Annotated in this window: 14 protein-coding genes; 10 read left to right on the top strand and 4 right to left on the bottom strand. The window is 62.9% G+C overall.

The features are described from left to right. Nucleotides 1–80: 80 nt before the first annotated feature. Together L2I41_RS01275 and L2I41_RS01270 are read left to right on the top strand one after the other, a co-directional pair. Nucleotides 81–1,205, top strand: coding sequence for an HD-GYP domain-containing protein (locus L2I41_RS01275; RefSeq protein ID WP_237151685.1), 1,125 nt, complete (start codon nt 81–83; stop codon nt 1,203–1,205). A gap of 252 nt (nt 1,206–1,457) precedes the next feature. Continuing rightward, complete coding sequence (locus tag L2I41_RS01270) at nt 1,458–2,573, top strand: HD-GYP domain-containing protein (protein WP_237151684.1); 1,116 nt, start codon at nt 1,458–1,460, stop codon at nt 2,571–2,573. Nucleotides 2,574–2,630: 57 nt separating this feature from the next. Here L2I41_RS01270 and fabD read toward each other — a convergent pair whose 3' ends face one another. Beyond that, nucleotides 2,631–3,578, bottom strand: a complete 948-nt coding sequence (gene fabD / locus L2I41_RS01265) for an ACP S-malonyltransferase (RefSeq protein ID WP_237151683.1) — start codon at nt 3,576–3,578, stop codon at nt 2,631–2,633. A 1,316-nt stretch (nt 3,579–4,894) separates the two neighbouring features. After that, on the bottom strand, nt 4,895–5,302 hold the full coding sequence (locus L2I41_RS01260; protein ID WP_237151682.1) for a hypothetical protein: 408 nt from the start codon (nt 5,300–5,302) through the stop codon (nt 4,895–4,897). Between the two features lie 283 nt (nt 5,303–5,585). Here L2I41_RS01260 and L2I41_RS01255 point away from each other — a divergent pair, with 283 nt between their 5' ends. From L2I41_RS01255 to L2I41_RS01240, 4 genes are read left to right on the top strand one after another with little or no spacing between them, the layout of a single operon-like run. Continuing rightward, the gene (locus L2I41_RS01255) at nt 5,586–6,161 is read left to right on the top strand and encodes a TetR/AcrR family transcriptional regulator (protein WP_237151681.1); all 576 of its coding nucleotides are present in this window, start codon (nt 5,586–5,588) and stop codon (nt 6,159–6,161) included. A 53-nt stretch (nt 6,162–6,214) separates the two neighbouring features. Continuing rightward, nucleotides 6,215–8,326: an ATP-dependent DNA helicase RecG gene (recG, locus tag L2I41_RS01250; protein WP_237151680.1), complete on the top strand. Its 2,112-nt coding sequence runs from the start codon at nt 6,215–6,217 to the stop codon at nt 8,324–8,326. Between the two features lie 50 nt (nt 8,327–8,376). After that, entirely contained in the window at nt 8,377–8,697 is a 321-nt protein-coding gene (locus L2I41_RS01245) for a BrnT family toxin (protein WP_390633728.1), read from the top strand. Further along, entirely contained in the window at nt 8,675–8,998 is a 324-nt protein-coding gene (locus L2I41_RS01240; protein ID WP_237151679.1) for a BrnA antitoxin family protein, read from the top strand. Before L2I41_RS01245 ends, L2I41_RS01240 begins: the two co-directional genes overlap by 23 nt. 193 nt (nt 8,999–9,191) lie before the next feature. On the opposite strand, the gene L2I41_RS01235 is transcribed toward L2I41_RS01240, so the two are convergent. Together L2I41_RS01235 and L2I41_RS01230 are read right to left on the bottom strand one after the other, a co-directional pair. Beyond that, nucleotides 9,192–10,775, bottom strand: a complete 1,584-nt coding sequence (locus tag L2I41_RS01235; RefSeq protein ID WP_237151678.1) for a permease — start codon at nt 10,773–10,775, stop codon at nt 9,192–9,194. Beyond that, nucleotides 10,772–11,560: an ABC transporter ATP-binding protein gene (locus L2I41_RS01230; protein ID WP_237151677.1), complete on the bottom strand. Its 789-nt coding sequence runs from the start codon at nt 11,558–11,560 to the stop codon at nt 10,772–10,774. The genes L2I41_RS01235 and L2I41_RS01230 overlap by 4 nt, the downstream gene beginning before the upstream one ends. A gap of 122 nt (nt 11,561–11,682) precedes the next feature. On the opposite strand from L2I41_RS01230, the gene pcaD reads away from it, so the two are divergent. The 4 genes from pcaD (at nt 11,683) to L2I41_RS01210 (ending at nt 14,536) form a co-directional block, all read left to right on the top strand. Further along, complete coding sequence (pcaD, locus tag L2I41_RS01225; RefSeq protein WP_237151676.1) at nt 11,683–12,462, top strand: 3-oxoadipate enol-lactonase; 780 nt, start codon at nt 11,683–11,685, stop codon at nt 12,460–12,462. Between the two features lie 72 nt (nt 12,463–12,534). Next, entirely contained in the window at nt 12,535–13,020 is a 486-nt protein-coding gene (locus L2I41_RS01220) for a DUF2867 domain-containing protein (protein WP_237151675.1), read from the top strand. Nucleotides 13,021–13,047: 27 nt separating this feature from the next. Next, nucleotides 13,048–13,707 (top strand): DsbA family oxidoreductase, encoded by a 660-nt coding sequence (locus L2I41_RS01215; RefSeq protein ID WP_237151674.1) that lies wholly within the window; start codon nt 13,048–13,050, stop codon nt 13,705–13,707. A gap of 292 nt (nt 13,708–13,999) precedes the next feature. Beyond that, entirely contained in the window at nt 14,000–14,536 is a 537-nt protein-coding gene (locus L2I41_RS01210) for a hypothetical protein (RefSeq protein WP_237151673.1), read from the top strand. The last annotated feature ends 40 nt before the right edge of the window (nt 14,537–14,576 follow it).

The following is a 14,576-nucleotide window of genomic DNA, read 5'->3' as shown; positions in this document are numbered from 1 at the left end:
ATAGCTTTACCTTCTGCGGCTAGCGTAGCCCCCAGCGAATTGGGTCCACCCTCGATTTGGACCACGGCAGGAAGCGATTCATGCAGAACCAGAAGGTTCATATACTCTCGGAAAGTCGTTCCGGCGCACAAACCATAGAGCGCACGCTGTCCTCTCTCGGATTGAGCACAGCGGTGCACTTGGCGGTCACAGCCACGCTTTGGCAAGACCTGCGGGCAACCGACGTGCTGATCATCGTCGGTCAGGACATTTCCGGCCCGTTTCTCAGCAAGATCCTGCATAGCCCGCTGGCAGATCACGCCAAACGTACGATCGTTTTCCTCAGCCGCATTCGATCGGAAGCCTTCGCCACGCTCGATCGCAACGGCTACATCTATATCAGTACGTCGACCCAGAGCATCGACAACCTGATCTATCTGATCAATCAGATCGATCCGGCGCTCATGCGCAAGGCAAAGGAACGCTGCCAGACGCGCGACGAGCACTCGAACAAGATTTACGCCGAAACCACGGCGCTGTTTGATCGGTTGCGCAATGACGTCGAAACCATCGAACTGTCCATGGCTCACCAGGCTGAGGACAACTTCTCCGGCCTGATGCACGTCACCCCGATGCCGCATTGGCTGGACATGGTCCAGAACTATCACGACGGCACCGCCCAGCACTGCAGCCTTGTCTCCGGCGTCGCCCTCAGATTCGCGACGCGCCTTGGCCTCAACACCCGCGACCGCAGCCGCATCTTCGACAGCGCCTATTTCCACGACATCGGCAAGGCCAAGATCCCGCTCTCCATTCTCGACAAGCCAGGCGCGTTGAACAGTGAAGAACGCAAGATCATGTGCATGCACACGACCTTGGGATTCGATATCCTGATGCAGAAGCCCGACCTGTCGGGCGAAATTGCGCGAGCCGCCCTCAATCACCACGAATATCTGGATGGTTCGGGCTATCCCAACGGCATCTCGGCGGCGTCCATCGACGACCTGACGCGCATTCTGACCATTTGCGACATCTTCGCCGCCCTCGTAGAGAAGCGCTCCTACAAGCCCCCCATGTCCGTGTCCGCCGCCTACGACATCCTGAAGTCCATGGAGACCAAGATCGACCAGGACCTCGTCAAGGTGTTCGAAGCTGTCGCCACCGAGTTCGCCGGTGGTGATTTTGAAATCCAGCCACACCCGGGTCTGGTAGCGGTGACCGGTTGAGGCACCCGGCTCAGGTCTCTCAATCTGAAGGAGACGCGTTCGCTCGAGCGCCTTGTGCCTTGCCCCCGGCTAACACGCCTTTTCTTGCGATTCGACCTGGGGAAACGCAGGCTCCTGCAGACACCCCGATGTTTCTCAATGCGGCCTAACTGGCTCTTAAAGTTAAATGGAAGTCACACTTTTTTCGTGTGCCCGTAACGAGTTTCTGAAGACCCGATCGGTAGCAAGAGGCTGTCTCAAGCGGATCTTGCAATGCCGAAGTCTTACCATATTCACGTCATCTCTCATCGATCGGTCGCTGCACTTGCGATCGAAAAGATACTGTTCAGTTACGGCTTCCAGATCTCGAACCATCCTCTGGATACCTGCCATTCCTGGTCAGCGCAGTCAGCCCGCGACATCAACGTCATCGTCACGGAAGACGTCGACGAGGCGTTTCTGCGCCAGATCAACGAGCCGCACCTGCGCCAGCACGCAGCCAGAACGGTGATCTACTTCTCGCGGATCAGCCCCTCCGGCTATTCCAAGATCGACCGCATGGGCTACCGGTATACGGCCAGCGCCAGCCAGCGCATCGAGAGCCTGTTCTATCTGATCGCCCAGATCGAGCCGGAGAGTACACATGACGCCGCTCGCCTCAGGGCCTTCCGGTCCAACAGCTTCAACGCCTTGTTCGAGTCCACCGTCGAGCTGTTCCAGCGCATCCGACATGATCTCACCGTCATCAACCGGACGCTGTCGAATGAAGCGCATGAGGCCATCGAGAACCTTTTCGCCGTCACGCCTTTGCCCTTCTGGGTGGAAACCATCCAGAACTATCATGACGACACCGCTCAGCACTGCAGCCTGGTGTCCGGCATTTCCTTGAAATTCGCGACCAGGCTCGGCTTCAGCGCAGCCGACCGCAATCGCATCTTCGACGCTGCCTTCTTTCACGACGTCGGCAAGGCGCGCGTCCCTCTGGCCATTCTCGACAAGCCAGGCGCATTGTCGCCGGCCGAGCGAACCATCATCAATCGTCATCCGGTCGACGGCTATGCCATGCTGCTCGACCGCGAGAACATCACCCAGGAAATCGCCGAAGTCGCTCACAGCCACCACGAGTATCTCGATGGCAGTGGTTACCCGCGCGGCATCGCAGGGCGGCAGATCAATGACGCCACCCGCATCATCACCATCTGCGACATCTTCTCGGCCTTGATCGAAAAGCGGGCGTACAAGCGCCCCAAGCCGGTCGACGAGGCCTATGCCATTCTGAAAACTATGGACACGCGCCTGGACCAGGATCTGGTGCGCGTGTTTGAAGCGGTGGCGGAAGAATGCGCCGAACCCTTGCCCCACCTGAACGCAACAGCTTCAGCTGCCTGACGCAATGCGAACAAGCGCCGGGTCAACCGCAACGGCTGGCCCGGCGCCCGTCCGAAATCATATGATCCCGAGCAGCGCCTTGACGGCGTCGAGATCAGTCGGGGCGCCGAAGTTGGCCGACTGCGCTTCCGGCGCAATGCGCTTGACGAGGCCGCACAGCACCTTGCCGGCGCCGACTTCCACGAACTTGCCCGTGCCGCCGACCACCAGCGCTGCGACGCTCTCGCGCCAACGCACGGTCCCCGTGACCTGCGCCACCAACTGGTTGCGGATCTCGACCGGATTCGAAGTCGGTGCTGCCGTCACATTGGCGAACACCGGCACCACCGGCGCCAGAATCGTGGCTGCCGCCAGGGCTTCCGCCATCACATCGGCCGCCGGCGCCATCAGCGCGCAATGGAAGGGGGCTGATACGTTGAGCAACATGGCCCGCTTGGCGCCGCGTCCCTTGGCGATCTCGACAGCGCGCGTCACCGCCGCCTTGGCTCCGGAAACAACCACCTGCCCCGGAGCATTGTCATTGGCCGCCTGGCAGACTTCGCCCTGCGCCGCCTCGGCAGCCACTTCCACGGCTGCATCAAAATCAAGTCCGAGCAGAGCCGCCATGGCGCCTTCGCCCACCGGCACCGCCTTCTGCATCGCCGCGCCGCGTGCGCGCAGCAGCTTGGCTGCATCGCCAGCGGTCAATGCGCCGGCGGCGGCCAGCGCCGAATATTCACCAAGCGAGTGACCGGCGACAAAAGCCGCGTGATCCTTGAGCGCGATACCTTCCGCTTCCAGCGCCCGAAGCGCGGCCAGGCTGACTGCCGTCAACGCGGGCTGGGTGTTTGCAGTCAGCGTCAGCTGATCCTCGGGACCATTGAAGATGATGTCCGACAGCTTCTCACCAAGCGCTGCGTCAACCTCGTCGAACACCGCCTTGGCGGCGGGATACTGATCGGCAAGCGCCTTGCCCATGCCAACAGCCTGGCTGCCCTGACCAGGAAAGATGAAAGCGGTGGTCATGATCTCAGGTCCTCTGAAGAGTAATCCGGCGGAAAGAACGGGAAGGCGCGGCGGAAGTCAAGCGGGCAGCCAGAACCGCGTCATTTCCCTGACCTTTCAGCAAAGACGCCTCAAGTCGCCCAGATGGCACCTTGAAACGCAACCTGCCGAACCCGGCAGGCATGAGACAGCCCGAAATGCTGTTCAAATCCCGGACTGATTGACGGACACGCCGAGTTCCGGCGCGTCCCCCTATTTCGGATAGCGAGACGTAACTCTGCCGAAATAAAACGACAGAAACACGCAGGCTAACGGCGCGATCAGACAGAAGGCAAAATACATCACGTCGGATGCACTTCCGATATACACGTAGTTTTCGCGAATTAAGTCTGTCATGGCTCCCTCTCACGGATAGGACAGTTGACGTTTCAGTGGTCTCGCGGGCTACTCGCCCCGATTTTGCTTGGATAGATTTTTCATTCGATATCTCACCATGCGCCACTCGGCGCCTCCTTTACGGGAAGTCGTCGAGCGCCGCTCCCGATATGCCTTTCGCCGGAAGGCCGCGAAGCTCGGAATCAGTGTTGCTGTTTTGGCTCCGGCCGCGGAGCTTTGGTACGCCGACTAACATTTTCGGCGCATATTTCGCCTTGGGTCATCATCGGCAAAGAACCAGCAGCTCAGCTCAAGGAGAAGGCGGAGGCGCCTGAGGCGCTCCCAGTCACGACACGCACGGAACTCGGCGCAAGATCAGACGCGTTGAGGCTTGTTCACACGCCTCTCGCTTCGTCGGATCTGATAGACGGCAACACTCAGCGTCACAGGCCACACAATCCCAAGTCCAGCCGCCACCATGCCCTTGCGCCACGTCAGCCGAGAGGTCGAGACGAGCTCGTGCAGGGACAGAAGTATAAACCCTGCAGCCACGGCCACATATATAAAGACAACAATCGCACATAGGACAAATAGCAAGATCACGATCAAATATGACATTTCTTCACGCCCCTCTTACGGAACAACATTCGCCGGAAGCGAAGACAATCCATTCAAGTGGACTGCGAAAACAAAAAGAAAAGACGATTGCGTTCCTTGGATCGGCACACATCGTCGTCTCTGAATATGATTTTCAGTCACATTCACCGACCGTGTCAACGCGATTTTAAGCCATTAACCGCGCTACCAAAGCAAAAATGCATAGCTGACTCGCAGTATAAGCATGGTTAATGTAAACAATGCAAATTAAATGTTGATTACAATTCTAGATACATGCCTTTTGTTTATATATTCCGGTGGAGTCGAGGAAGCTTTTTAATTATTGCCCTTCCAAATCCATCAAATCAGGGGAAAAAGTTTAATGTCGCGTAAAGCATAGTCGTTACATTTTTTTGAGGGGAAAAACTCGGAATCCTGCATTCAGGAATTGTATGACCAGAAATGTATACACCCAGTGCGATTTCCGTTGTTAATGCAATATATGCATTACGCATAAATATGCGTTTCTGACTAGACGTTCGGTGCTGTAAGCGACCGCCGGAGAGATCAACCTTAACACCAGCTCCAGCAAATCGACCAAACCATTGCGCGCAGTGCCAAGGGCGCCAGCCATGTGGCGCAAACCGCAAAATGCCACGGAATGACCGGAATTCCGGCATATCCTGGTGCACAAAGCCAAGGGACAAACGAGCCCAGGGTGACACTTCCACCCCTTCAGTCCAGACGGGAACCATCTGCCGGCAGCCGGTCATGGTAAATCCCTTCCGGAGAACCGCTTATCAAGTTTCTGAACATCAGGATCTCGACGCTATCGACGCGCCGCCGAGCGAACGAGACGGCCTTCACCGTGGGGGCGTCAGCACCGCCCTTCCCCGGACAACGCGACGCCAGCCACTCCCCCGCCGCGACCATACGCGCCAAACACAGCCGGCCACACAAGCCGGCGATCCGGCAGGTTCGCCAGTAAAAATGACCGCAGTCATATTTCCCGGATTTTATTTTGACCGCGGTCAAATTTATTGTCATAGTCCCGACATGGCCAAGTCCGTCCAACAGCGAACCCTGCAAACCCGCGCCCGCCTGCTGGTGGTTGCCACGGAGGTCATCGGCGAAGCAGGCTACGCTGCCCTGCGCGTCGAGGATGTCGTGGCGCGCGCCGGCGTCGCCAAGGGCACCTTCTTTGCCCACTTCCGCGACAAGGACACGCTGCTCGAAACACTCGTCGGCGCCCGCCTCGACACCTGCCTTGACGCCCTCGAAGCCCTCCCCCCGCCCCGCGATGTCGCTGGACTGGTCGAAGCCCTGATGCCGCTGATCGCGGTCCTGGGCAGCGAGCGCCATGTCGTCGATCTGGTGTTCCGCCGCTTCGGTGCCGTGACGGACGGCGACGCCAGCCCGATTGCCAAGGCCTTCAGCCGCCTCGAGCGCATCGTCGGCGCCTGGCTCTACATGCGCGTCTTCCGCAAGGACGTCGCCATCGACATCCAGGTCGAAGGCATCATCGGACTTATCCTGCAGGCGCTCGCTCTCGATTTTGCGAGGCCCGCGCAGCGCCCCCTGCGCGACCGCCTTTCCGACAATCTGCGCGCCTGGCTGAACGCCGCAGCCTGAACCGCTGACCGTCCTTTTGCCGCCGCAGCCAGAATCGCCTTACCCTTGGCGCCATGCGCCCCGACATCCTCAACCCGCTGTTCCAGTCCTTGACCGCCCTGCCGGGCCTCGGTCCCAAGCTTGCGCCCAAGGTCGCGCGCCTCATTGGGCCCGCCGGAGAAACCGCCCGCGAGGCCGCGGTGCTCGACGTCCTGTTCCATATCCCGAGCTATCTGATCGACCGCAGCCGCGAGGCGATGATCGCCACCGCCCCGGAAGGGGCCATCGTCACGCTGCGTGTCCGCGTCGACCGCCACAAGGCGACGCCGCCCGGCACGCGCGCGCCCTATCGCGTCTTCGTTCATGACGAGAGCGGCGAGATGGCGCTCACCTATTTCCGCGCCGAGAAGGGCTGGATGGAAAAGCTCTATCCGGTCGGCGAAACCGTGCTGATCTCCGGCAAGATCGAATGGTTCAACGGCGCGCCGCAGATGAACCACCCCGACCACGTGGTGCCCGAGGCCGAAGCACACAAGCTGCCGCGCATGGAGCCGGTCTATCCCATGACAGAGGGCGTCACTTCGCGCCTCCTCATGAAGCTCGCCGACGCGGCACTCGCCCGCCTGCCCGCCCTGCCCGAATGGCTCGACCCGGCCCACAAGGCGCGCGAAGGCTGGAGCGATTTTGCCACCGTCCTCCACCACCTGCACAAGCCCGAGAGCAACGCCGAGTTTGCCGACGACAGCCCCTCGCTCGCCCGCCTCGCCTATGACGAGCTCCTGGCCTCGCAGTTGGCCCTCGCCCTCGTCCGCAAGTCGCTGAAAACCGTCCTGCAGCGCCAAAACCGGCCCACTGGCACCATCGCCGCGAAGCTGCGCGCCGCCCTGCCCTTCGCCCTCACCGGCTCGCAGGAAGCCGCCATCGCCGACGTGCTCGCCGATCTCGCTGCCCCCAATCGCATGATCCGGCTCATCCAGGGCGATGTCGGCTCAGGCAAGACCATGGTGGCTCTGTTCGCCGCCGCTGCCTGCGTCGAGGCCGGCGGGCAAGCCGCCATCATGGCCCCCACCGAGTTGCTCGCCCGCCAGCACGCCCAGTCCATCGGCGCCATCGCCGACAAGGCCGGCCTCCGCGTCGCCCTGCTCACCGGCTCGGACAAGGGCAAGGGCCGCCGCGAAACGCTGGAGTGCATCGCGTCCGGCGAAGTCGACATCGTCGTCGGCACCCACGCCCTGTTCCAGCAGTCGGTCGATTTCGCCAACCTGACGCTGGCCGTCGTCGACGAGCAGCACCGCTTCGGCGTGCACCAGCGACTGGCCCTCACCGGCAAGGGCCAGAAGACCGACCTCCTGGTCATGACCGCCACGCCGATCCCGCGCACGCTGATGCTCGCCTATTTCGGCGACATGGACGTCTCCCGGCTCACCGAAAAGCCTGCGGGGCGCAAACCCATCGTCACCGTCACCGTCTCCGCCGACCGCCTCGGCTCCATCGTCGACCGCATCCGCCTCGCGGTCGCCCAGGAGGGTGCCAAGGCCTATTGGGTCTGCCCGCTGGTCGAGGAAAGCGAGGTCAGCGACCTCGCCGCCGCCGAGGAGCGTTTCCAGGATCTGCGCCAGTTCTTCGGCGACGACGTTGCCCTCGTGCACGGCCGCATGAAACCCGCCGAGAAAGACGCAGCCATGGCGCGCTTCAAGTCCGGCGAGGCCCATGTGCTGGTGGCCACCACCGTCATCGAAGTGGGTGTCGACGTACCGGACGCCACCATCATGGTGATCGAGCACGCCGAACGCTTCGGCCTCGCCCAGCTGCACCAGCTGCGCGGCCGCGTCGGCCGTGGCGCCAAGGCCTCATCCTGCGTGCTGCTGTTCAAGGGCCCGCTCGGCGAAACCGCCAAGGCCCGCCTCAACGTCATGCGCGAAACCGAGGACGGCTTCCGCATCGCCGAGGAAGACCTCAAACTGCGCGGCGGCGGCGAGCTCCTCGGCATCCGCCAGTCCGGCATGCCCGGCTTCCGCTTCGTCCGCCCCGAACACCACGGCGCCCTCATGGAAACCGCCCGCGACGATGCCAGCCTCATCCTCACCCGCGACCCCAACCTGGCCTCCGACCGCGGCCAGGCCCTGCGCATCCTGCTCTACCTGTTCGGGAGGGACGAGGCGATTCGCCTGATCCGCGCGGGCTGAGTCATCTGAAAACAGTCGCGAGCCTTGTGTAACTACAAAAATGTAGTTACATTTCTCATCCGAATGGTGCAGCGAGGTATCGTGAAGTTCGACTGGATGACGATAAGGCTGCGTCCAACCAGCGCAAGCATGGCGTCAGCTTCGAGCTGGCGATGCGCGTCTTCGCTGATCCGTTTGCTCTGACACTGCAGGATAGGATCGAAAGCTACGAATACCGCTATCAGACGATCGGCTCAGTCGGCGGAGCCGTGATATTGTTGGTGGCACATACCGATCGGGACGACCAAGGCGAAGAGATCATCCGCATCATTTCGGCTCGTCGTGCCGACAAGCGGGAGCGAAGGCACTATGAGCAAGATCGTCAAACATGACTTCGATCCGGCCAATCCTCCGTCCTTGACGGACACGGAAAAGGCCGACATTGCCGCTTTGGCCGCGCTCGACGACGCGGCAATCGACTACGGCGACCTTGCGCCGCTCAGCGATGACGCTTGGGCAACAGCCCGGCGCAATCCCCACTTCCGTCCGATCAAGCAGCAGATCACTCTGCGCATCGACGCCGACCTGCTCGCCTGGTTCAAGGACAACACACCGGACGGACGCGGATACCAGAGCGACATCAACGCCGCCTTGCGTTCCCACGTGGAAGCGAAGCAGCGAAAAGCTGGATGAAGCGCAGCACCACAAAAAACGAGTGCCCTGCCGAACGTCAGTTTGGGTGAAGCAGGGCACTAGGAGATTTCATTCAGAGCCTTCGCGGCCACTCGACTCTGGACTGAACCAATTGGCGCCCTCTCCCCCCTTGCGGGGGAGAGTTGGAGAGAGGGGTAAACGACTGAAAACTCAGAACTACCGCTCAAACACCCTACCCCCGCGGCCGCAGCAGAAACGCCAGCCCGACACACCCCACTGCCAGTGCCATCGGGATTGCCGTCCACAACAGGCTTCCCGTCACCGTTAGTGCTGCTGCCCCGGCCCAGCCGATCGAACCGAAAGCCTCGGTGAAGGTGGCGATGCGGCTCGCGGTCTGGCGGCGGCGGAAATGGCTGCGCTTGGCGCTCTTGCGGAACAGGAACTGGATCACCGTTGCCCCGCCGGTGGCCAGGGCGATGAACACCAGCGTCGTCAGCGCGCTGAGCGGCGCCACCAGCGCAAAGCCAAGCAGCAGCGGCGTCACCGGCAGCGCCACGGCGATGAACACTGCTTCCACCTTGGCCCTCAGCGCCGTGCCGGAGGCAACCGGTGCGGTCGCGATCAGCTCGGGTGCGTCTTCGCCTGACAGCGTCAGCCAGGCGAGCCCGCCGGCAAGCTGGCCCGCCGCCATGGTCAGCACCGGTGCCAGCACCAGCGCCACGCCCGTGCTCGTGCCCGTATTGGTCCACAGCAGCAGCGCCGGCGGGATCAGGTAGAGGATCTGCATCAGCGTCTGCGACAGCAGCCAGGGGTCGCGCTTGAGGAGCGTCAGCTCCTTGACCCGGAGATGCCCCGCCACCGACCGCGGCTTGAAGATCGCGATCGTCCGCCGCCGGTTCACCACCTGCCCCTGCGGCGCGTCGGTGAAGGCGCCGGCATAGGCTCCGAACCGCCGCGCCGAGACCCCGATCGCCGCCACCAGCAGCGCCAGCGACAGCGACATCACGGCGATCAGCGGCAAGAGCTCGCCCGACGCCGCCCGCGCCGGCCACCAGATCAGGCTGCCGAGAGCCGGCAACCGCCCCTCGTCCTCCAGAAGATCGAACACCGCCATCCGCTGGCTGCTGCCCATGGAGAGAATGCCCACCACCTGCGCACCGATGGTGAAGCCGGCCCCGATGATCGCCGCCAGCACCTGCGCGATGGTGCGCGTGCGCTTGACGCCCGTCAGCTTGAGCAGCATGAGCGACACGCCGATCGACACCGTCGCCGCCGTGGCACCGCCGGCAAACAGCACGCCATAGGCCATCAGCCAACGCGGCCCGTCGACAATCGCCATGGCGTCGATCACCGGGATCAGCAGCATGCCGGCCATCAGCGTCGTCGAGATGGCGGATATGAAGATGCGCAAGCCCAGCACGCGCGCCATCGGCGCCGGCGAGCTCATGATCAGGTCGAGGTCGGCGCGGGCGTAGATCACCCGCGTCACCTGTTCCAGCGCCTGCGCCAGCATGAGCGTCCAGGCAAAGAAGCCGGACACCGACAGCACCATCAGGAAATGCGGCGTCGGCTCGCTCGGAAAAGGCGCGTAGACGCCGAGGACATACCAGGCCCCCCAATGCAGGAGACCGAGGAACACCAGTGCCCAGATCGTCCGCCCCCAGGAAGCGTCCTTGCGCCCGCCCGACATGATGAACAGGAACTCGCGCCAGGCGAGCCGCGCCTCATGGGCGGCAAACCAGCCGAAGCTGAGCGGCTTGAACCGGTGCCGGCGCACTTCCTTGCGCTCCATGGGCGAGGCCGACAGCTCTGTCATGCCGCCACCTCGCTGCCGGCAACGATCTCCAGGAACACCTCTTCCAGCGTCGAGCCGGCATGCCCGGCCCGTTCGCGCAACTCGTCGAACGTGCCCTCCGCCATCAGCCGCCCGCCGGCGATCACGCCGATCCGGTCGGCCATGCGCTCGGCCACTTCCAGGATATGCGTCGTCATGATCACCGTCGCTCCCGCCGCCACGCGCGCCTTCAGCACATCCTTGACCAGCCGCGAAGACGACGCGTCGAGCCCGGTCAACGGCTCGTCGAGAATGATCAGCTTGGGCGCGTGCACCAGCGCACCGCACAGCGCCACCTTCTGCCGCATGCCCTTGGAGAGCCCTTCGCAGCGCTGGTGCTTCTGCGCCGTCAGCCCCACGAGATCGATCAGCGCCTCCGCCTCCCGCTCGGCCTCCGCTCCTTCGACGCCCCAGAGCCCGGCGACAAAGGCCACATACTCGAGCGGCGTCAGCTTGTCGTAGATCATCGGCTCGTCCGGCACCCAGGCGATAAGCCGCTTGGCCGCAATGGGATCGTTGAGCGCGTCAACGCCCCAGACGGAAATGGCCCCGCTGTCGGGCTTCAGGAGCCCCGTCACCATGCGCAAGGTCGTCGTCTTGCCCGCGCCATTGGGCCCGAGCAACGCGTAGAACTCACCGGGTCGAACCGTCAGATCCAGCCCGGATACGGCCGGCTTGCCATCATAACTCTTTGCCAAGGCGTGGATTTCAAGGGCGGAGACAGCGGCCATCATCAGATCCTGACGGTTGAGACAGGCCGCGATCATGCCGCATCAATCTTGCGGCCGGGTGTATGGGCGTGGTCAATCAGCGCTTAAGCTACCTTGATGCGCTCTTCTCTTCTGACCTCGTCCTGCCTAATGTCACCACACATGCTCAGAGGCCTCCAATGCCCTTCATTCCCGTCGGCGACCTTAACGTCCACTATCGTCTCACCGGTCCTGCCGATGCGCCGGTCATCGTCTTCATCAATGCCCTCGGCACCGACTTCCGTATCTGGGACGATGTCGTCGCAGCGATCGGCAACCGGGCGCGCATCCTCACCTATGACAAGCGCGGCCATGGCCTGACCACCGCCAGCCCTGGCGACTATTCCGGCACCCTCCTCGCGGACGATCTCATCGGCCTCCTCGACGCGCTCTCAATTGAGCGCGCCTCCCTTGTCGGCCAGTCGGTGGGCGGTCTGATTGCCCAGGTCGCAGCCACGCACGCGCCGCAGCGCGTCACGAAGCTGGTGCTGTCCAACACTGCCGCCGTCTTCGGCACGCCGCAAACCTGGACCGACCGCGCCGCCACGGTGCGCGCCAGCGGCACCGCCCCGCTGGTGGACGCGACCATGGAACGCTGGTTCTCCCCCGCCTTCCACGCCACGAACCCGGCCGACGTTGCCGGCGCGGCCACCATGCTCGCCCGCACCGATCGGATCGGCTATGCCGGCACCTGCGCGGCCCTGCGCGACGCCGACCTCAGGGACAACGCCACCCGCATCACCCGGCCGACCCTGGTGATCGGCGGCCAGCATGACGGCTCCACACCGCCCGCCGTCGTCGCCGCGCTCGCAGCGGCGGTCCCTGGCGCCCGCCTCGAAATGCTGGAGACCGCCCACCTGCCCTGCATCGAGCGCCCCGCTGAACACGCCGCCCTCATCGCCGGCCATCTTCTCGGTTGATAACGCGCAAGTGAATCGCCCAGCCCCGTCGGGCGGTCTAGTTTCCCTCACCACACCATCGCGAGCGCCGCCATGACTTCCGTGACCCCGATCGAGCCCGACGCCTCCGTCGTCGCCGTCCTGCCCGGCTTCACCTTTGCCGACAGCTACCGGACAACGGTCGACGAAGCGGTCCTGACCGCGCCGGAAGCTGCGCGGCGTTCCTTCGCCCGATCGCCGGCCTGGTTCCGCAAGCTGCTCGCGCTCCGCAACCGCCTCGGCGCCTTTGTCGGCCTGAAGGTCGCCGGCAGTACGAACGCCCCCGGCGCCCGGCGCGACTATGGCAACTTCCCCGTCGTTGCCGAAACCGCCAACCGCGTCATCCTCGGCTTCAACGACAAGCACCTCGACTTCCGCATCGTCATCGACGCCAACCCGGCCGCCGATCACACCGACGTTTCGGTCTCCACCGTCGTCAAGACCCACAATCTCCTTGGCCGCACCTATCTGGCCCTGGTGCTGCCCTTCCATCGCCTCATCGTGCCGACCATGGTCCGGCGCATCCCGATCTCGGACTGACCCGTCCGCCATCCAAGGATCCATCCCATGAACAAGCCCCGCCTCCACCTCGACGTCATCGTCGATGTCGTTTGCCCCTGGTGCTTCCTCGGCAAGCGCCGCCTCGACGCTGCCATGGAGGAGCTGCCCGACATCGACTTCTCCATCGCCTATCGCCCCTATCAGCTCGATCCCAACCTTCCCAAGGCCGGCGCCGAGCGTCAGGCCTACATGCGCGGCAAGTTCCCCGACCGCAACGCCCTCGACGAAGCGCATGCCCGCCTGACCGACATGGGCCGCGATGTCGGCATCGCCTATGCCTTCGACGCCATCCCCACCGTGCCCAACACCCTCGACGCCCACCGCCTCATCCGCTGGGCGCAGGAAGCCCAGCTCGGCGACGAGATGGTCGAGCATCTGTTCAAGCTCTACTTCGAGGACGCCGCCGACCTCACCCAGCAGGATGTGCTCATCGCCGCCGCCGAAACCGTCGGCCTCGACGAGGACGAAGTCACCATGAAGCTCGACGACGGCGCCGACGTGGAGATCGTCAAGGCCGACATCGCCCATGCTTCCGCCCTCGGCATCAGCGGCGTGCCCTGCATCATCGTCGACCGCAAGTTCGCCATCTCCGGCGCCCAGTCGAGCGACATCCTCGTCCAGGCTTTCGGCAAGATTGCTGCCGAACTGCAGGCTGCTGCCCGCTGAAACGCCCCATTGTTGGGAGGGCTGAAGGACTGGCTCTCCCATTTCCGCTGCCATGGCAAGACACATGACGAATGCATCATGTGTCAGCATTTGCCAGGCAAAAAGCTGATTTTTAAGGAATACCCCCGACGCAAACAATTGCACGCTGCGTCTTCACAATCCGAAAAGTATAACAATGGAAACGAATGGACGGGAGAAATTCTCCATGAGATCCATCGTCCTCAAGGGCAGGTAAATGTCGTTGCGCATTCAGCGCTTCCGACGGTCAATCGCGAAACCCTGGGGGATACAGATGCGGATTCTGAACATTGCTGCGGCCATTCTCGTTGCGTCTTCCTCGCTGGCATTTGCCGATGGCCATGGTGACGACGGTGGCAAGGGCTGCAAGACCAAGCAGCTCGCCGGCAAGTGGGCGACCACTTTTTCCTATTTGAAGGCCGACAACTCCATCGGCGATCTCTCCTGTTCGCTGGTCGTTGATGGCACCGGCGCCATCTCCGACGCCACCTGCATCGCCACCGAAGTCGACGCCGCCTCCTTCGATGTGACCGGCGCCTTCACGGTGGACGCCAACTGCCATGTGGTCGGCACTCTCTCCGACGCCGCCGCCACCGAAACGCTGAACATCTTCGGCGAAGTCACCCAGACCGGCGACGTTCTCAACGGCATGGTCTACATCACCGACGGCTGGTTCAAGCCGCTGACCGCCATCCGCACCGCCCGCGCCGGCAAGCGCCAGCACGTCAACGAGGACGTCGATCTCGGGCCCGGCCACAATCACCATGACCACGACGACGGTGAGCTGGACAATCACGGTGGCGGCAACTGAGCAGCGAACCAGCTGTCATCGATCGTGAAATGCGACCGGC

The organism is Oryzibacter oryziterrae (genome assembly GCF_021864535.1).
Taxonomy (GTDB): Bacteria; Pseudomonadota; Alphaproteobacteria; order Rhizobiales; family Pleomorphomonadaceae; genus Pleomorphomonas; species Pleomorphomonas oryziterrae.
This window is presented reverse-complemented; position numbering and strand designations above follow the sequence as displayed.

Coding starts and splice junctions, on each gene's coding strand:
- L2I41_RS01275 (WP_237151685.1), top strand. CDS start 81: ATGCAGAACCAGAAGGTTCATATACTCTCGGAAAGTCGTTCCGGCGCA.
- L2I41_RS01270 (WP_237151684.1), top strand. CDS start 1,458: ATGCCGAAGTCTTACCATATTCACGTCATCTCTCATCGATCGGTCGCT.
- fabD (WP_237151683.1), bottom strand. CDS start 3,578: ATGACCACCGCTTTCATCTTTCCTGGTCAGGGCAGCCAGGCTGTTGGC.
- L2I41_RS01260 (WP_237151682.1), bottom strand. CDS start 5,302: ATGACCGGCTGCCGGCAGATGGTTCCCGTCTGGACTGAAGGGGTGGAA.
- L2I41_RS01255 (WP_237151681.1), top strand. CDS start 5,586: ATGGCCAAGTCCGTCCAACAGCGAACCCTGCAAACCCGCGCCCGCCTG.
- recG (WP_237151680.1), top strand. CDS start 6,215: ATGCGCCCCGACATCCTCAACCCGCTGTTCCAGTCCTTGACCGCCCTG.
- L2I41_RS01240 (WP_237151679.1), top strand. CDS start 8,675: ATGAGCAAGATCGTCAAACATGACTTCGATCCGGCCAATCCTCCGTCC.
- L2I41_RS01235 (WP_237151678.1), bottom strand. CDS start 10,775: ATGACAGAGCTGTCGGCCTCGCCCATGGAGCGCAAGGAAGTGCGCCGG.
- L2I41_RS01230 (WP_237151677.1), bottom strand. CDS start 11,560: ATGATCGCGGCCTGTCTCAACCGTCAGGATCTGATGATGGCCGCTGTC.
- pcaD (WP_237151676.1), top strand. CDS start 11,683: ATGCCCTTCATTCCCGTCGGCGACCTTAACGTCCACTATCGTCTCACC.
- L2I41_RS01220 (WP_237151675.1), top strand. CDS start 12,535: ATGACTTCCGTGACCCCGATCGAGCCCGACGCCTCCGTCGTCGCCGTC.
- L2I41_RS01215 (WP_237151674.1), top strand. CDS start 13,048: ATGAACAAGCCCCGCCTCCACCTCGACGTCATCGTCGATGTCGTTTGC.
- L2I41_RS01210 (WP_237151673.1), top strand. CDS start 14,000: ATGCGGATTCTGAACATTGCTGCGGCCATTCTCGTTGCGTCTTCCTCG.